The organism is Cytobacillus oceanisediminis (genome assembly GCF_007830235.1).
Lineage (GTDB): Bacteria > Bacillota > Bacilli > Bacillales > Cytobacillaceae > Cytobacillus > Cytobacillus oceanisediminis.
The window spans coordinates 21032-38543 of record NZ_VLKI01000025.1 but is presented as its reverse complement, the minus strand read 5'-3'; the positions used below and the strand labels follow the sequence as shown (position 1 = coordinate 38543).

At 41.3% G+C, this 17512-nt stretch carries 16 protein-coding genes and 2 tRNA genes; 2 read left to right on the top strand and 16 right to left on the bottom strand.

Translation table 11 applies throughout. From position 1 onward, the window contains the following. The first annotated feature begins 321 nt into the window (after positions 1 to 321). Positions 322 to 395 (top strand) — tRNA-Met (locus tag IQ19_RS24525). A gap of 147 nt (positions 396 to 542) precedes the next feature. Further along, positions 543 to 614 (top strand) — tRNA-Glu (locus tag IQ19_RS24520). Positions 615 to 774: 160 nt separating this feature from the next. On the opposite strand, the gene IQ19_RS24515 is transcribed toward IQ19_RS24520, so the two are convergent. The 16 genes from IQ19_RS24515 to IQ19_RS24440 all read right to left on the bottom strand — a co-directional run bounded on the left by IQ19_RS24515 (position 775) and on the right by IQ19_RS24440 (position 17504). Then, a complete protein-coding gene (locus IQ19_RS24515; RefSeq protein ID WP_110067659.1) occupies positions 775 to 1233 on the bottom strand; it encodes a S1 domain-containing RNA-binding protein in 459 nt (152 codons plus the stop codon). Positions 1234 to 1582: 349 nt separating this feature from the next. Beyond that, complete coding sequence (locus IQ19_RS24510) at positions 1583 to 1993, bottom strand: FtsB family cell division protein (RefSeq protein WP_144546038.1); 411 nt, start codon at positions 1991 to 1993, stop codon at positions 1583 to 1585. 15 nt (positions 1994 to 2008) lie between these two features. Further along, the gene (gene yabQ, locus IQ19_RS24505) at positions 2009 to 2641 is read right to left on the bottom strand and encodes a spore cortex biosynthesis protein YabQ (RefSeq protein WP_144546035.1); all 633 of its coding nucleotides are present in this window, start codon (positions 2639 to 2641) and stop codon (positions 2009 to 2011) included. Then, complete coding sequence (gene yabP, locus IQ19_RS24500) at positions 2638 to 2940, bottom strand: sporulation protein YabP (protein WP_026583004.1); 303 nt, start codon at positions 2938 to 2940, stop codon at positions 2638 to 2640. The genes yabQ and yabP overlap by 4 nt, the downstream gene beginning before the upstream one ends. Positions 2941 to 3361: 421 nt before the next feature. Beyond that, positions 3362 to 3628, bottom strand: coding sequence for an RNA-binding S4 domain-containing protein (locus IQ19_RS24495; protein WP_110067662.1), 267 nt, complete (start codon positions 3626 to 3628; stop codon positions 3362 to 3364). Between the two features lie 29 nt (positions 3629 to 3657). Continuing rightward, complete coding sequence (gene yabN, locus IQ19_RS24490) at positions 3658 to 5112, bottom strand: bifunctional methyltransferase/pyrophosphohydrolase YabN (RefSeq protein WP_144546033.1); 1455 nt, start codon at positions 5110 to 5112, stop codon at positions 3658 to 3660. Between the two features lie 8 nt (positions 5113 to 5120). Then, on the bottom strand, positions 5121 to 6728 hold the full coding sequence (locus IQ19_RS24485) for a putative polysaccharide biosynthesis protein (protein ID WP_144546031.1): 1608 nt from the start codon (positions 6726 to 6728) through the stop codon (positions 5121 to 5123). A 293-nt stretch (positions 6729 to 7021) separates the two neighbouring features. Then, positions 7022 to 7558: a stage V sporulation protein T gene (gene spoVT / locus IQ19_RS24480; RefSeq protein ID WP_009336655.1), complete on the bottom strand. Its 537-nt coding sequence runs from the start codon at positions 7556 to 7558 to the stop codon at positions 7022 to 7024. 533 nt (positions 7559 to 8091) lie between these two features. After that, positions 8092 to 11631, bottom strand: coding sequence for a transcription-repair coupling factor (gene mfd / locus IQ19_RS24475; protein ID WP_144546029.1), 3540 nt, complete (start codon positions 11629 to 11631; stop codon positions 8092 to 8094). Positions 11632 to 12001: 370 nt separating this feature from the next. Beyond that, positions 12002 to 12232 (bottom strand): anti-sigma-F factor Fin, encoded by a 231-nt coding sequence (locus tag IQ19_RS24470; RefSeq protein ID WP_144546028.1) that lies wholly within the window; start codon positions 12230 to 12232, stop codon positions 12002 to 12004. Between the two features lie 128 nt (positions 12233 to 12360). After that, a complete protein-coding gene (gene pth, locus IQ19_RS24465) occupies positions 12361 to 12921 on the bottom strand; it encodes an aminoacyl-tRNA hydrolase (protein ID WP_144546026.1) in 561 nt (186 codons plus the stop codon). Between the two features lie 266 nt (positions 12922 to 13187). Continuing rightward, a complete protein-coding gene (locus IQ19_RS24460; RefSeq protein ID WP_144546024.1) occupies positions 13188 to 13838 on the bottom strand; it encodes a 50S ribosomal protein L25/general stress protein Ctc in 651 nt (216 codons plus the stop codon). 175 nt (positions 13839 to 14013) lie between these two features. Then, entirely contained in the window at positions 14014 to 14970 is a 957-nt protein-coding gene (locus tag IQ19_RS24455) for a ribose-phosphate diphosphokinase (protein WP_144546022.1), read from the bottom strand. Between the two features lie 20 nt (positions 14971 to 14990). Beyond that, positions 14991 to 16358 (bottom strand): bifunctional UDP-N-acetylglucosamine diphosphorylase/glucosamine-1-phosphate N-acetyltransferase GlmU, encoded by a 1368-nt coding sequence (gene glmU / locus IQ19_RS24450; protein ID WP_144546020.1) that lies wholly within the window; start codon positions 16356 to 16358, stop codon positions 14991 to 14993. A gap of 276 nt (positions 16359 to 16634) precedes the next feature. Next, positions 16635 to 16925 carry a septation regulator SpoVG gene (spoVG, locus tag IQ19_RS24445; protein ID WP_009336662.1) on the bottom strand — a complete coding sequence of 97 codons (291 nt, stop codon included), beginning with the start codon at positions 16923 to 16925 and terminating at the stop codon, positions 16635 to 16637. A gap of 204 nt (positions 16926 to 17129) precedes the next feature. Next, complete coding sequence (locus IQ19_RS24440) at positions 17130 to 17504, bottom strand: RidA family protein (RefSeq protein ID WP_144546018.1); 375 nt, start codon at positions 17502 to 17504, stop codon at positions 17130 to 17132. Positions 17505 to 17512 lie beyond the last annotated feature (8 nt).

Below are 17512 nucleotides of genomic sequence, written 5' to 3'. Positions count from 1 at the left end.
TTATAAAAGCCAGCTCCTCAGAAGTTTGTCAAAATAGCGGACAAGCCCGGACTTTTCGTTCGACGGTTTTCCACCTTATATGGGGTCAGATAACAATATTTAAGTTCACTCTAGGTGAGGATATGTAACACATTGACAGAAAAAGTAAAGAAAAGCCTTGAAAAGACTGCTTTATAGAACGTCAAACTGCTTGGAAAAAATTGACGAAGCATCTTGGTGGAATTGCGACATATTTCTTTTAATCTTTTATTGACTTCTTTTTTAAAACTTTGTATTATAAATCTTGTGCTTTAAGGCACAACTGTTAATCTATAAAAATATGGCGGTGTAGCTCAGCTGGCTAGAGCGTACGGTTCATACCCGTGAGGTCGGGGGTTCGATCCCCTCCGCCGCTATCATGAAATGCGGAAGCGCGTTGCCCTGGGGCGACAAGCATAAGACAAGGTGGCAGAAAGGTTGTACTTTACCTTTTTGACAGATTGGCTTATGACCTCAAGCCCCTAGGCACTGCAGCTGGACACAGAAACATTCATCCTTATTAAGGCCCGTTGGTCAAGCGGTTAAGACACCGCCCTTTCACGGCGGTAACACGGGTTCGAATCCCGTACGGGTCATTTCAAAGAAGCGTCAGCCTTAGGCTGATGCTTTTTTGATATAAAGAAAAATTTTATACCCAAACTAAAAAACTACTAAACATCTAAAAGCACACAAAAAAACAAGCCCGAACCGGACTTGTTTTAATTTACTCTGCTATATATCAAGATCAGCAGCAAGTTATCCTCGTCTTGCGCCTCTTCCTCCACGTTTGGATTCAGTGTGGCGTTTTAGTGATGACAGACGATCTTCGCTATCCTTTAAGAATCGAGCCATTTTTGATTCGAAATTCTCTTTGGATGGGCGGTTATCATTTGTTCTGCCATGACGAGGACGGCCAGAATTTGAATGTCCTCTAAATTCTTTTCTGTCGCCTCTTTCAGGTCTTTCAGATCGCTCAGGCCGGTCTTTTGCCTTCTTGATGGATAAACCGATCTTGCCATCCTTTTCGACATTAATGACTTTCACTTCGACCATATCACCTACTTTGAGGTGATCATTAATATCTTTGACATAATTGTCTGCGACTTCACTTATGTGCACCAGACCGGTTGAACCTTCCGGCAGCTCCACAAATGCTCCGAAATTTGTAATACCTGTGACCTTTCCTTGTAACTTGCTGCCTACTTCGATTGACATTAAAAAAATTGCCTCCTTGAAAGATATAAAGTGAAACTTCCATCAGGGTATTTAGTGATTATTGCCTAATACATCTTCAGCTTTTTCCCAGCTTTACAGAATTATACCTTCACACACATACACTGATGGTTAGTTGAGGTCCGCACGATGCGGGCCACTCAGACGTTGCCACAGGTGTGACGTTTTTAGTCTGAGTTCTTTTAATCGGGCCTTTACAGGCAGTTCCCTTTTAATAACCCCATTAAGCTTTACTTACTATATAAGCGAAGGGTTACTGCCTGTTAATCTGCGATAAATCATACTATCTATATATTATACAGAATTCAAAAAAAAAGTGTCAATACAGCCTCTAGTCGGTTGATTTTTCCTTATTCTTCTTATTTTTCTCTGTCTCTTCAGGGAGATTAAAAATGATTTCATTATTGTCGGATAAGAAATAGTCCTTCCTGGCAAGCTTTGCTATATATTCATCATCATTCAATTTAACAATTTCCTCTTCAAGAATGACTTCTTTCTTCTGCAGCGCAGCAAGCTCCTTGTCAAGCCGGTTTTTCTCTTCCACTTTTTCTTCCAGAGCGGCAGATTGCGAAACGAGTGTAGAGATCATAAAAAAAGAAAGTACGGCTGCCAGTGTAAAAAAGGCTGCTAATCTTCTAAATAAAAGCTTTCTTTTCCGGCCCGCACTGATCTCTGCCGCTTCCTGCTGTCTGACATAGCTTGTTTCAATTTTGGCTACATTTCTCTTCTTGCTGACACTCACTTTCGCATTCCCTCCTTACTCTTTATGCTTTTTCCACTTTGAGATCCACTTTAAAACATAATTCTTTATCCGCTGTAAATATCCTGCCAATTTATTATATAACTTCTCGACGGATTTTTTAATATTTTTCGGCAAAAGTTTCCACAAAAGTGACAAAATCCATTTGACAGGCAGAAAAATCACCTTTAATGTAAACCAAATGACCCGCAAAGCAATTTTCAAAAGGGAATAAAGTCCCTTCCCAAGCATAACAGTGATGGCAATCAACGCGGTTATAAGCCCTTGGAGGGGTTTATAAATGACTAGAGTAAACGCCTTAACTAAAAAGCGGTATATGGAGATTGCCATTCCGATGGAAATCTCCAATACCCGCAAATACATTTTTTTAAATAAACTTTGATAAGCGGCAAATCCGCATAACAAGGCAACGAAAATATAAAACCTTAATTCACCTTTATTAACCAGAAATAAAATATAAAAGATAGCCAATCCCTGCAGCAGCCAAAAAAGGATATCGTTAATAAAAATAATCCAGCTTTTACGCTTGGTCCTCTTGAGAAAACGATTATAGGTATCAAGGGAAGCCCCAAAAACACTTCCCATGCCGATCATGGCCAGCATGGTCATAAATTGAGTGGTCAGTGTCATCGGAATAATTTGCTAAAGAAACCTTTAGCTTTATCTCCATTCTGATCGTCTATATATACAAGGTCAAATACCTTCCCCTTTATGGAAACAATTCCCTTGTCTACATCCAAATTCTTCATCTGCAGATTCTGCCCTCTAATCGCCAGGAAGCCCATCACCGTTTCCAGCAAAAACTCTTCATTATCAAAGCTTTCTACCTGTTTGACCCCTGTAATATCCAGCAGCCTTCTGCCCCTCATAATGACATCATGCTCCTGGGTATTCACTTTGTTTGAACTTGACTCATAATATTGGCTCATAATTCATCCCTCGCAATCACATAGTACAACCTTTTTGTACATGTTTATGAATAGGGATATAAAAATAGAACAAGCCATAAAGAAAAGCGGAAGCGCCTTAGCCAAGCAGAACGCAGACTAAAGACGCCACCTCCTGTGGCAACGTCTGCATGGCCCGCTTCCTCCTAAAAGCTGCCGCTTTTAGTCGTGCGATGTTTATGCTGACGAAGCCTTCCTTATCCTGCGGGCCTCAACCACAAGACGAGCCTCACGAAAAGGTGTTTTTTACCTTTTTGGGAGGATTGGCTTGTGACCTCGAGGGGGGGGTAGGCGCTCCTCCTTAAAGCTAACGCTTTTAGTCGTGCGATGATCCTGCCGAAGCGTTCCTTGTGGAGCTAGGACAGCTATCAAAGTTCAAAGATTTCTATCTCTTCCAAAAAACTTATGCCTCAGTTTCGGCCTTTTCTTCTTTTATAATTGAATACATTTCAGCAGCCTCTTCTTTTCGGGTCGTTTCCTGCAGACGCTCGACTTTTACAGTTACCAGCTTCTGGCCAAAGCGGATTTGGAGTTCATCCCCAACTTTAACGGTCGAGCTGGCCTTAGCCTGCTGGCCGTTAATTGAAATCCTTCCCTGATCGGAAACTTCTTTTGCCAGTGTTCTTCTTTTGATAAGCCTTGATACTTTTAAAAATTTATCCAATCTCATTTGTCCGCCACTCCTCTGGTTTCTCTATTTTAGTATCCTTTCGATTTTGCTTCATTCCAATATTCATCAAGCTGCTCTAGCGTAAAGTCTTCAAAATTTCTGCCGCTTTCCTTTACCCGTTCTTCCACATATGAAAAACGGCGGATAAATTTTTCATTCGTTTTTCTTGTCGCTTCTTCCGCATCAATTTTATAGAAACGGGCGATATTGACCAGCGCAAAAAGAATATCTCCAAATTCCGCTTCCATTTGGCTGCTTTTATTCCCTGCTTCAGATTCAAATTCAGAAATCTCTTCCTTCACTTTCTCCCAGGCAGGTTCGACTTCCTTCCAATCAAAGCCAACTTTTGCCGCTTTTTTTTGAATTTCAGCAGCCCTCATTAAATTAGGGAAAGATTTAGGCACATTATCCATAATGGATTCCTGTTTCTCACCCTTTTCTTCCTGTTTAATGCTTTGCCAATTTTTTAAAACTTCCTCTTCATTATCAGCCTGTACGTTACCAAACACATGCGGATGGCGGCGGACCATTTTCTCAGAAAGTCCCTGAATGACATCATCAATGGTAAAATAGCCTTCATCCTCCCCAATCTGGGCATGAAGCAAAACCTGAAGAAGGACATCTCCAAGCTCTTCTGTCATATGGTCGCTATCTTCATTATCAATTGCTTCGATCAGCTCGTATGCTTCTTCAATTAAGTACTTTTTCAGTGATACATGAGTCTGTTTAAGATCCCATGGGCAGCCGTTCGGCCCGCGCAATTCAGCAATAATGCTGCGAAGCTTTGAAAAATCCTTATATAAAATCGTTTCATCCTTAACAGGCGGCACATATACAGAGGTTAAGTTATTCAGCTCCATATCATGGTCAAGCTCATGCAGAGGAACTTTTCTAAGTTTCTCCTCCTTGCTGCCAGCAGCAGTCACTATAAATACCTCATAGTCATAAGGCAGCTTTTCCATTAGCGTAAGCTTGACTTCACTGGCTGCAAATTGGTCATACACCTGTCCAATAATGACATGCTGTGCAACTTCGATTTCATCCCTGTTTAAATCGGTTCCATCTAGGAGTTGAAATCCTTCGATTGGATCGATTTTCAATGCCTGGAACAAAGGGTCGAGAAAACTCTGTCCTCCTCCGATCTCTATCTCAATATCCTTATTTGACGCTCGCTCAATCAGAAGCTGAACCGTTCTTTCTGCCACAAGCGGATGGCCTGGCACTCCATAGGTAATATTATTTGCCAGAGCTGCCTCCAGAAGGAATTCGCATATTTCCTCATAAACCTCTTCAAACTGATCGTGTTTTTCATATACGCTGTCAAAAGACTGATACTGCAGCCCTTCATGTTCGAGGTCGCGAAGAACAGGATGCTCCTTTGTCCGTAAATAGAGGGCCTCTGAATTTTTAAGCTTTTTATAGACACCTAAAGGAAGCTGATCCAAATCTCCCGCTCCAAGCCCGAGAATCGTTATTTTTTTCATAAAATTATTCATCTCCTATTCTTTTTAGGCAGCAAGAACATTAATTTGCTTCCAAATGGAAGCAGAGCGAGCTCTTCCTCTTTAAAAGTATTGCCTTTAAACACAATAAACAAATAAGTAAAGCCTCCTAAAACTACAGCACTTAATGCCTGAAAACCAGTATACAGCCGGTCATGTTCAAAATCTGCGAACATTCCTGTTGCCTGGAGGTATAGCTGTAAAACAATAGCCATGATGACCGCTGCCATACAAATGACAAATAAAAAACGGATGGGAAACAGCGATATTTTCAAATAGCTCCGAAGTTTGAATATAAGAGGCAGCAGAACTGCTGCAAGAGCAAGGCAGGATGCTGCCGCTGCACCGATTGTTCCGTACGTTGGTACCAATAGTATGTTCAATCCATACTTAATGGCAAAGCCCAAAAGAATCGCAGCTGCCGGAAAAAGGATAAACCCCAGTCCCTGCAGAATAGCTGTAATGGTTATAATCATCGAACTCAAAAAGATTAAAAGGCTAAGAATTGAAAGGACATCCGATCCAGACCTATTTTCAAAAAGCATAACATTTGCCGGTTCGATAATATTCCATAACCCTACCGTTGCAGCAGCGCCAACGAGAATGCTTATTTGGAGAGCAAGCCTGATTTTATCATGCAGAAAAGCAGCCTGGTTTTTCATTTTTTCTTTGGAGATAAGCGGTACAAGCGACAAAGACATCGACGTCGCGACGACCATGCCAAGCTGCACAATCGGCTGGCCTCGGTCATACACACCTTTCAGCTCTTTCGCCTGTTCCCCCTCATAACCGGAGGCTAACAGGAGCGAGTATAGATTTAATGAATCCGCCAGCTGGATAAAAATAAGGACGAGGCTGCTGATGCAAATTGCGAACCCCTGGATGATAAGCACCTTGGCAATTTTGACGCTCTTTTTAAAATCAATTTCAATTAACGATGGAAGATTCCTTCTTTGTTTTATATAGAAAAATGTAATTAATATAAGTGCGGCAGTAAATCCGCCGGTTATTGCCCCAAAAAGGGCGCCCCCTCCCACAATATAGAGAGAGTATCCTTCCCGTACCAATAAAAAGGCTGCAAGCAGAATGGTTACGACTCTCACAAGCTGTTCCCCCACCTGTGAAACAGCAGTAGGAACCATATTACCCCTTCCCTGAAAGAAGCCTCTTAACATTGAGACAATAGGAAAAATGAGAAAAACAACCGCGACCACCTTGAGCAAAACTGCAAGCTGCGGGTCGTTCATCCTGGCAGCCAGCCAATCTGATCCCCAATAAAGAATTGAGAATCCTGTAAATCCTATTATTGTCAGGACAAGAGCAGAAATCACAAATAAATTTTGGACATCCTTTTCCCTTTTTAAAGCAGCCTGCTCGACATAAAGCTTGGAAATCACAACAGGAAATCCATATGTAGATAACACTAAAATAATCCCATAGAAGGGATACACCTGCTGATAAATATAAAAGCCTACATCGCCGACAATGTTTTGAAAAGGCACTCGGTATATAGCGCTTAGAATTTTTGTTACAAGGGCAGCGATCGTCAGAATAAAGGCCCCTTTAAATAGATCGCCTGATGTATGAACGGGCTTCAATTGCCCATCTCCTTCCAAATGAATTCGAAAGTATTATAGCATATCAGGGCTAATGCATAAGATTGCTTTCTTTTTAAATTTAAAATACGAATTGTTTACAGCCAGGGTTAAACTTTGTGCGGGTATTGCTTTTGTACGCGGATTACAGGCTTTTGTGTGCCGCTGTTCCTCATTTTCGCGCGGGGCCCTGCAATTTATACACGAATACCATTGGTTTATGCGGGAATCCGTTATGAGCTGTATACAAAGAAAAAAGGCAGCATTCCGCTACCCCTTTCATAAAGTATTCATTTTTATGATTCCATTTGTCTGGCAAGGAAGCCTGCAGCTGTTTCAACTGCTTTTTGTTCCACATCGCCTAATGAATCTTCTTTAGCAAAAATAATGACTGCTCCAATCGGGTCTCCGTTTGCAATGATAGGGCCAATTGTATAAGCGGAGGAAGATTCTGTGTTCCCGTCAACAAGCGAGATATCGCCAGACTGGTTGACAAGGACCGAGCTGCGCTCTTCCATTGTTTTTTCAACAAGATCGCTTATATTTTTGTTTAAGTAATCTTTTTTCGAACCGCCTGCAACAGCAATGTAAGTATCTCTGTCACAGATTAACACTGGATTTCCCAGGCTGTCATATAAGGCTTCTGCGTATTCTTTTGCAAAATCGCTCAGTTCACTTATTGGTGAATATTTCTTTAAGATGACTTCTCCATCACGATCCACGAAAATTTCCAGCGGGTCCCCTTCACGTATACGCAATGTTCTGCGGATTTCTTTAGGGATTACTACACGACCCAAATCATCGATACGACGAACTATACCTGTTGCTTTCATCCAACGTTGCCTCACTTTCATCTGATGATTTTTTAGAAAAGCGGAAGCGCACATCAAGATGTATGAACATCTGCTAAAAACCGCCACGTCCTGTGGCGAACGCAGATGCCAGCACATCCTGTGCCAGTCCGACAAGCATAAGACGAATCACGCAGGAAACCTCCCAAAGCTCGCTTTGATCGGGCGATGTATCGCTGCCGAAGCGTTCCTTGTCCTGATTTCTGGAGTGATTTGGCTTATGACTCGAGGGGCTAGGCGCTGGAGCTAGACAATTCTATCTTCAGCGCAGCACTTACTCTTTCCTCTTTTGGCTATGACTCATATTGGGAGAAAATGAATACATCGCCATGTTTGAACTTAGTATCTTTCATATGGAAAGTTATATACGTGCACAAAAACTTTTTCTCATAGATGTTATAGATTCCAAAACCGGATAAACATTCCAAATGATCCCTCAAATTAAAATTACCCTTGAATGGATCATATAAACATTTCTATTGTTTCATTTTATTAACAGAAATAATTCCATATTTTTACACAGTTGGATGTTGTTGCTCTTTTTTAGCTTCATGCATTCCTTTTATTACTTCGTATGCGATGTTGAGCCATTCATTTGTTTTAGATCCTTTGATATGGAGGACAGCCTTCAATTTCTTGCCTTCCATTCCAAGGCCAATCATTCTTCCGTATTTGCTTGTGATCTGGAATATTTTTTGCCCGTCAATATTTTCGCTGGCTTTTTCAGATAAGAGGATCAGCACTTCATTCTTCGATTGCTTTACAGTCTCAATGCCTGCAAGCTCTCCATAGACCTTCATTTCAGCAATCTGGAATAAATAAGCTACCTCTTCAGGATACTCGCCAAAGCGGTCGATCATCTCATCCTGTAGTTCTTCCACATCTTCCAGCGACGAAATTCCACGGAAACGTTTATACATTTCAATTTTCTGATGGCCATCAGATAAATAGAAATCTGGAATATAAGCATCTACATCCAAATCGACTTCAATTTTTTGCGCTTTTTCTTCTACGCCGCCAATATTCTCTTTTCGTTCTTCAATCGCTTCTTTAAGCATTTGAGAATAAAGATCAAAACCAACTGAATCTATGAATCCGTGCTGTTCGGCACCCAGTAAATTACCGGCACCCCTGATCGATAAATCGCGCATGGCGATTTTAAAGCCTGATCCGAGTTCCGTAAATTCTTTTATTGCCTGAAGCCGCTTTTCAGCTACCTCCGTTAAAACTTTATCTTTTCGGTATGTGAAATACGCATAGGCAACCCTGTTGGAACGGCCAACCCTTCCCCTTAACTGATAAAGCTGAGAAAGGCCCATTTTGTCAGCATCATGGACAATCAGTGTATTGACATTTGGAATATCGACTCCTGTTTCTATGATCGTCGTGCTGACAAGAACATCGGACTCGCCTTCAAGGAAGCTTAACATTACAGATTCTAACTCATTTTCCGTCATTTTCCCATGGGCATAAGTTACCCTTGCATCTGGAACTAACATGGATATTTCCTCGGCTTTTCGTTCTATATCCTCTACACGGTTATATAGAAAATAGACCTGTCCATCCCTTGCCAGTTCCCTCTCTATTGCTTCGCGGACTAACGAGCCGTTGTATTCCATTACGTATGTCTGAACCGGGAATCGGTTTTCCGGCGGAGTCTCAATGACAGATAAGTCCCGGACTCCAAGCATTGACATATGTAGGGTTCTCGGAATCGGCGTGGCTGTCAGCGTAAGGACATCAACATTCGTCTTAAGTTGCTTGATCTTCTCTTTATGTGTAACACCAAAGCGCTGCTCTTCATCAATAATGAGCAGGCCTAAATCTCTATATTGGATATCTTTCGACAAAATCCGGTGTGTGCCGACAACTACATCAATAGTCCCTGCCTTTAAGCCTTTTAAGGTTTCTGTTTGCTGTTTTTTCGTTTTGAATCTGCTCAAAAGTCCGATTTCTATCGGATAATCCTGGAATCGCTCTCTCATCGTTTCATAATGCTGCTGGGCAAGGATGGTGGTCGGTACTAGGAAAGCAACCTGTTTTCCATCTGCAATCGCCTTAAAAGCTGCACGGATAGCGACTTCTGTTTTACCATAGCCCACATCGCCGCATAGCAAGCGATCCATCGGGCGTTCCCTTTCCATATCCTTCTTGATTTCATGAATGGAACGAACCTGGTCCTCTGTTTCCTGGTACGGGAACGCTGATTCAAACTCTCTTTGCATATCTCCGTCAGGACTGAACGCATAACCCTTTGATGCCTCACGCTCAGCATAGAGCTTGATCAAGTCATCCGCAATATCCTGAACAGATGATTCAACCTTTTTCTTAACCCTTTTCCAGTCATTTCCGCCCAATTTATAAATCTTTGGCTCTTTCGCTTCTGAGCCAACATATTTCTGGACAAGGTCAATTTGCTCAACTGGTACATAAAGCTTATCGCTGCCCTGGTAACGTATATGAAGATAATCCTTATGGACTCTGTTAATTTCAAGCGTTTCAATCCCCAAATACTTTCCTATACCATGGTTTACATGAACGACATAGTCGCCGACTTTTAGCTCGGAATAGCTTTTAATTCTCTCCGCATTGGATAACTTTTGCCTGCGCGCCTTCTTTTTGGTGCGCTTATTAAAAAGCTCTTCTTCCGTAATAACAGCAAGCTTTTGGCTCGGAAGCTCAAACCCTGTTTGCAGGCTGCCTTCCAAAATTTGAACCTTGCCTTGCAAAAGAGGCTGATTGGCATTTACAAAAGCTGCATCAATTTCATAATCCTCAAGGACTCTTTGAAGCTTTTTGACACGCTCTTCATCTGGACCTAGGAAAACAACAGAATACTTGCCTTTTCTCCATCTTTCCAGTTCACTTTTAAGCACGTGCATCTGGCCATGGAAATTCTGCATTTGCTTGCAGGAAATGTTGATGATATTCTGCGGATTTGTGTTCGGTACATGCCTTAAGAACAAGGACATATACGTAATCGGCTGCTTAGACCTATGCAAAAACTCCTTTAAGTTATGGGATACCTTAACATTGTGGATGATCTGGCCTTCTCCTAAAAGACTTGTATACCATTCCGCTTCTTCCTTCTCAAGCGAATCATTCATTTCCTGTACACGGCTGATTTCATCTATGAAAATCAAGCCATTGGCAGGAAGGTAGTCTATTAAACTACTTCCTTCATCAAATGCAAACGATAGGTATTTGAAAAGCTGTTCAGGCTTGTTCCCCATTCTCAGCTGTTCCAATTCATAGCCTACATTCTGTGCCAGCTGGGTTTTTGCTTTATCGTCCTTTAATTTTTTCAGGCTTGTACCCAAGCCATTTTCCAGTTTTTCAATCAATTTATTAAAATGCTCAGCATCAAGCGGTATTTCAGTTGCTGGGCCAATTGAGAATTCGGTCAATTTTTCTTTTGACCGCTGATCTTCCAAAGAAAATGTACGGATTGAATCAACTTCTGTATCAAAAAGCTCAATCCTGACCGGATCTGCTTCTGTTAACGGATAAATATCAATAATTCCGCCTCTGACACTAAATTCTCCTGGTGAAGAAACCATTTCAGAACGAACATAGCCCATTTGGACAAAACTCTTTAATTGATCCTCAGTTAGTTCATCGCCAACCTTTAAGGATAACTGATATTTGCTCCAGTGGGCTGGAGGCGGCAGAATCTTCCTTAACCCGGCCATCGGGACAATCATGATTCCTTTTTTATTTTTACTCCAATAATTCAAAGCCTCTATCCGCTGGGCCTTCAATTCCGGGCTTGCAATTCCAATTTCAGCTGCAATGAGTTCATTTGCAGGGTATAAAAATACATCTGTTTCTCCTGCCAGATTCACGATATCATCGTATAATTTCTGGGCCTGCAGAAGGTTATGGGTTACAACCAGCATTGGCCTTCCGGATTGCTCATATACGGAAGATAAAAACAGCGTGCGCGCAGATCCCGATAAACCCGCAAGCATCTGCTCCCTTAACCCTTCCTCTATTCCAGACAAGATGGAACTTACATCATCCTGCTGGCTAATAATCTGTTTAAGACCTAACATGAAAGCCCCTCCTAATGAAAAACACAAGCGCCGCTTTATGCGCTCAAAGCTAGATAAATGCCAAATTTAAAATAGTAATACTTTCGTATCTTTTTAAAAGCGATCTCACTTCTCAGCCGCTTTTGTTATCATAATCTTACTAAAAAAACGCGTTGTGCAACAAGCACTCTATAAATGGGTATCTATTAAAAACATCCCCAATAAAGCCCTGATACAGCAGGGAATAGAGCAGACTTCCATTAAAAATAAGTATAATGCCAAACACAGTCATTCAGCCCATCCACCGGGGAAGATGAATAATCCCCCAGGTGATCATGCTGACATCAGAAAGCAGAAATAGAAAAATGCTTTGGATTGTCTCCAAAGCTTGTTAATGAATAATAAAGTCCTGTTGATGGTAATCAGGATTGCGTTCAAGCGATTCCTGGCAATCCTCGCAAATAGCTTTTACATGCAAGTTTCCTGACTGGTCATATGAGATCATTTCCTGGCGTTCCTCATCATTTAATTTGTGAAATCCAAGTTGCTCTGTATGAACAGAGTCATTCTCAATCGAACCAATCTTCGTTCTGCAATGACGGCAATGATAATGAATAGCCATGCCTGTCCCTCCCCGTCAAACTGTCCATAATCCTATTATGGGCCTTTGAGCGGGAATTTATTCATAGAGCCAGTGAGACGATGTTTAAAGATACATTATTCTATGATAAGAACAAAAAAATATGAACCTTATTGATTAAAATCGTTCATTACCTGTAAAAATGGTTTTTTGAACCACTCTTCACAGGCTTCCGCACATCTTTTAGCCACTTCGTCCATGACTTCCTGTTCTTCTTTTGTGAACCGCCCCAATACATAATCAGGGACCTTCATGCCGTTTGGTGGTCGATCAATGCCTACTCTTATTCTGTTAAATTCCTGTGTCCCCAGATGGGCAATTGTCGATTTAATGCCATTGTGCCCGCCAGCGCTGCCTTTTTGCCGCAGCCGAATCTTGCCCACAGGCAGATCCAGGTCATCATAAATGACAACCAGTTCTTCATCATTAATCTCAAAATAATCCATAACAGCCCGGATTGATTCACCGGATAAATTCATATATGTAAGAGGCTTAAGCAGAAAAACCTTTTCTCCGTTCACATAGCCTGTTCCGAATACCCCTTTCAATTTTGCTTGATTCAAAGGAATATTCAGCCGTTCTGATAAGACATCAATTACATCAAAGCCAATATTATGTCTCGTTTTATCATATTGCTTGCCGGGATTCCCCAACCCTACAATCAGCTTCATTATTTCACCCCATAATAGAAAAGCTCAGAGCACTTGCTTATCAGCGACAAGCCCCCAAGACGATAGTGCTCGGAGCTAGACAACTGTCAAAGTTATTCTTTTTAATTTTATTTTAAAGCCGCCTCCTGTTAAAGGAGCCGCCACAACAAATTTTTGCAATGCATTATTTACCTGCTCTTGCCGCGATCCTGCACCTATGCAAGAAAACAGGGGCTGGAATATGATGCCTATCGGGCCAGCCCCTGCTTGAAAAGGCTTCGCTCAGCCTATTCCTCACTTGCTTTATCTTCATTTGCTGTTGTTTCTCTTCCTTCTTCGCTTTCAGGTGTGCCTGCTTCCTGTTCTTCGCCGCTGTTAATTTCTTCCTCCTGTCTTGGAGGGAGAATAGAAGCAATAACCTGTTCTTCTTCGTTATTGATTTCATAGTCGCGATTACCCTTAATGTCAGCTACCGTTAAAGTCTCATTCACCTGAAGATCGGTAACATCGACTTCAACAGCAGAAGGAATATTGCTTGGCGTAGCTGTGACAGATACCTCATGCATGGACTGCTGCATTACCCCGCCGTCCTTAACTCCTGCTGCATCCCCAACCAGCACAACTCGTACATCGGCAGTGATTTCCTTTGTCATATCCACAGCCAGTAAATCAGCATGGACAATTTCATTTTTCAAAGGATTGGACTGATAGTCGCCCAACATTACATCAAATTTATTCCCAGCCAAGTCCAAGGAGAAAACACCATTTCTGCCAACCTCCTTAATCGTCTTAAGGAAATCTGCTCCACTTAAATAGATGGATTTGCTCTCAAGCTTGGAACCATACAATACAGCAGGAATATTTCCTTCCTCGCGCAATGCGGTTAAGTGTGAATTACGTGATCCTTTTCTTTCTTTCGCTTGCAATACAGCTGTCATAAATACGTCCCCTTCCTCATTTTAGAAATTATAAGATCATTAACTGTCTATATAAAAAAATGCCCTAAAATGAGAAAGTCTAAACGTTTTAGTTTTTTCAGCTTTATCATTTATTTAATAATAGCACAGCAGGCTTGCTTTTCAGCAAGCCTGGCCTGTTTATTAAATTTTATTATCAATCGAACAGCGTGCTGACAGATTGCTCTTCATGAACACGGATAATAGCTTCACCGATAAGTGGCGCTACTGATAGTTCAACAATCTTATCTGTTTTCTTTTCTTCTGCAAGAGTGATTGAATTTGTCACAACCAGCTCTTTGATGGTTGAGTTTTCGATTCTATCGATGGCAGGGCCTGATAGTACAGGATGCGTACAGCATGCATACACTTCTGATGCGCCATTTTCTACAAGGGCATTTGCAGCTAGTGTTATCGTTCCGGCAGTATCAATAATATCATCGATTAAGATGGCAATTTTTCCATCGATGTTACCCACAATGTTCATTACTTCTGCCACATTTGGCTTCGGACGGCGTTTATCAATAATGGCAATTGGAGCCTTTAGGCGATCAGCCATTTTACGTGCGCGTGTTACACCGCCATGGTCAGGAGATACGATTACGATATCGCCATCCATGATTTTGTTCTTAAAGTAATCAGACAGGATCGGCACACCCATTAAATGATCAATAGGAATATCGAAGAAACCTTGAATCTGTGGCGCATGCAAGTCAAGTGTAATTACGCGGGTCGCACCTGCTGTTTCAAGCAAGTTCGCACAAAGCTTAGCTGTAATTGGCTCACGTGCTCTGGCTTTGCGGTCCTGGCGGGCATAGCCATAATAAGGCATAACAATGTTGATTGTTTTTGCAGATGCACGTTTAAGCGCATCAATCATAATCAAGAGCTCCATTAAGTGCTCATTAACAGGAGAACTTGTGGATTGAATAACGTACACATCGCATCCGCGGATACTTTCCTCAATATTGATTTGGATTTCACCATCGCTAAAGCGGGTTACAGAACATTTCCCCAGCTCTACACCAATGACATTTGCAATTTCTGCAGCTAGCTTTCGGTTTGAATTTAAACTGAACACCTTTAAATTTGGATCTAAATACTGGTTAGACATGTTGGGCCTCCATCGCTTTATTACTTGTTAAATTTTTGAACGTAATTTTCCTTATTGACTTGGCGTGCTCGGGCAATGGAAAGGGCTTCACCCGGCACATCTTCTGTAATGGTTGATCCTGCTGCTACATAAGCACCTTCACCAATGATTACCGGTGCAACCAGATTTGAGTTGCAGCCAATAAACACACCATCTTCTATTTTGGTCAGGTATTTATTTTTGCCATCATAATTGACAGTAATTGAGCCGCAGCCCAAATTGACATCCTTGCCAATTTCTGCATCGCCAATATAGCTTAGATGAGAAGCCTTGCTCCCTTTTCCAAAGACAGACTTTTTCACTTCAACAAAGTTACCGATTTTCACTTCATCGTGAATATCAGATTGAGGACGAATATGGGCAAATGGCCCGATATTCACCTGTGAGCCAATATGGCTGTCATATGCTGCAGATTGGCGGATTACTGTCTGATCTCCTATATGGCAATCGGATATCTCCGTATGAGGTCCAATTACGCAATCTGAACCAATTAGCGTATTGCCTGAAAGAATGGTTCCAGGGTAAAGCACAGTATCAGAACCAATTTTAACATCCGCACCAATATATGTGTTTGACGGATCAATGATTGTAACTCCATTACGCATATGTTCTTCATTTATCCGCTTTTTCATGAATGTTTCTGCATGGGATAGTGCTACCCGGTCATTGACACCCAAAGTCTCCTCAAAATCGGCTGTTTGATAAGCCGTAACGATTTCACCCTCATTTTTAAGGATTTCAATGACATCCGGAAGGTAATATTCGCCCTGGACATTATTATTTGTAACCTTATTCAAGGCTTCAAAAAGTGCTTTATTATCAAAGCAGTAAGTTCCAGTATTGATTTCTTTAATCTTGCGCTCTTCTTCTGAAGCATCTTTATGTTCTACGATTTTTTCAACCATAGCCTGCTCATTGCGGATTACACGCCCATATCCAAATGGACTTTCCGCATGCGCAGTTAAAATAGTCGCTTTTGCAGAAAGCTCTTCATGATGCTTAAAAAGCGCTTCCATTGTTTCATGCTTGATAAGCGGAGTATCTCCGCAAACAACGATGGTGACGCCTTCTTTGCCTTCAAGCATTTCACGCGCCTGCATGACGGCATGTGCTGTACCAAGCTGCTCCTCCTGAAGAGCATATTTGCTGCTTGAACCAAGCTGTTCTTTAACCATCTCGGCGCCATGCCCTGTAATAGTGACAATTTCTTTTATATTAAGCTTTGAAACTTGATCAACAACATGTTGAACCATCGGTTTACCGCACACAGGATGAAGGACTTTATAAAGCTTTGACTTCATTCTTGTCCCCTGGCCAGCGGCTAAAATTACCGCGTATCGATTAGACATTTACAGGCCTCCAATTTAACCTTTTTATCCATTAAGAATATATCTTAAATGGGCTCTTATTTCAAGGAATGATAACAAAGTACAAATATTTGTCATTACCGTAAACGGTATTTTTTTAAAAAATGGTTTATATCCCCCCAAAAACAGGGTACAGGATATAAAATAAAAAAAGCCCTAAGCACCTCCATATCTGGCGAGCTTAGAGCTAAAAGCTGAAAAAATTAAAAAAATAAAAAAGAGCCTTACTTATGAAGTAGGCCCTTGTTGTTTTATTCTTTAGGAAGCACCGGCTTCTTCAAATTCAACTTCTAATTCACCTAAACGGTGGTACTCGGCTAATACAGCCTCCTGGATTTTACCGCGCGTTCCTGAGTTAATTGGGTGAGCAATATCTCTAAATTCTCCATCCGGAGTACGTTTGCTAGGCATAGCTACAAATAAGCCGTTGTTCCCATCAATCACACGAATATCATGAACAACAAATTCATGATCCAAAGTAATAGATGCGATAGCCCTCATTCGTCCATCCGTATTGACGCGGCGTAATCTAACGTCTGTCACTTCCATTCTGTTCACCACCTTTTCCAGAAGATATAATCCTAATTTTATAAATTCAACATATTTCCCAATTCTCCTTCTTAAATGGAAAAATATTTTTTGAATATTTTGTTCATCTTTTTACTTTTATAAAAATTGCAGACAAAAGCTTAAGCTAACCCCCTTATATCATGTATTTTTTCCTCTATTTCTGATAATAAAAAAACGCCCGTTTTATTTAACGAGCGCTACTACTTCTATCTCCACCAATGCATCCTTCGGAAGGCGGGCGACCTCTACACAGGAACGTGCAGGCTTATGTGTGCTGAAATATTCTCCATACACTTCATTGATTGCTGAAAATTCATTCATGTCTTTTATAAATACAGTTGCCTTTACAACGGTATTTAAAGAAGCTCCTGCCTCTTCCAATACAGCTTGAAGGTTTTTAAAAACCTGGTGAGTCTGCGCTTTTACATCACCTTCAATCATTGCTCCTTCTGCTGTAAGTGGAATCTGTCCTGAGCTGTAAAAAAGATTGTTGACTGTGATTCCTTGTGAATATGGCCCAATTGCTGCAGGAGCCTGGTTCGTTTGAATGACTTTCATGAATTCTC

Coding starts and splice junctions, on each gene's coding strand:
- glmU (WP_144546020.1), bottom strand. CDS start 16,358: ATGTCTAATCGATACGCGGTAATTTTAGCCGCTGGCCAGGGGACAAGA.
- IQ19_RS24495 (WP_110067662.1), bottom strand. CDS start 3,628: ATGAGATTGGATAAATTTTTAAAAGTATCAAGGCTTATCAAAAGAAGA.
- IQ19_RS24515 (WP_110067659.1), bottom strand. CDS start 1,233: ATGTCAATCGAAGTAGGCAGCAAGTTACAAGGAAAGGTCACAGGTATT.
- mfd (WP_144546029.1), bottom strand. CDS start 11,631: ATGTTAGGTCTTAAACAGATTATTAGCCAGCAGGATGATGTAAGTTCC.
- yabP (WP_026583004.1), bottom strand. CDS start 2,940: ATGAGCCAATATTATGAGTCAAGTTCAAACAAAGTGAATACCCAGGAG.
- IQ19_RS24470 (WP_144546028.1), bottom strand. CDS start 12,232: ATGGCTATTCATTATCATTGCCGTCATTGCAGAACGAAGATTGGTTCG.
- spoVG (WP_009336662.1), bottom strand. CDS start 16,925: ATGGAAGTGACAGACGTTAGATTACGCCGCGTCAATACGGATGGACGA.
- IQ19_RS24455 (WP_144546022.1), bottom strand. CDS start 14,970: ATGTCTAACCAGTATTTAGATCCAAATTTAAAGGTGTTCAGTTTAAAT.
- yabN (WP_144546033.1), bottom strand. CDS start 5,112: ATGAAAAAAATAACGATTCTCGGGCTTGGAGCGGGAGATTTGGATCAG.
- IQ19_RS24460 (WP_144546024.1), bottom strand. CDS start 13,838: ATGACAGCTGTATTGCAAGCGAAAGAAAGAAAAGGATCACGTAATTCA.
- pth (WP_144546026.1), bottom strand. CDS start 12,921: ATGAAGCTGATTGTAGGGTTGGGGAATCCCGGCAAGCAATATGATAAA.
- spoVT (WP_009336655.1), bottom strand. CDS start 7,558: ATGAAAGCAACAGGTATAGTTCGTCGTATCGATGATTTGGGTCGTGTA.
- IQ19_RS24440 (WP_144546018.1), bottom strand. CDS start 17,504: ATGAAAGTCATTCAAACGAACCAGGCTCCTGCAGCAATTGGGCCATAT.
- yabQ (WP_144546035.1), bottom strand. CDS start 2,641: ATGACACTGACCACTCAATTTATGACCATGCTGGCCATGATCGGCATG.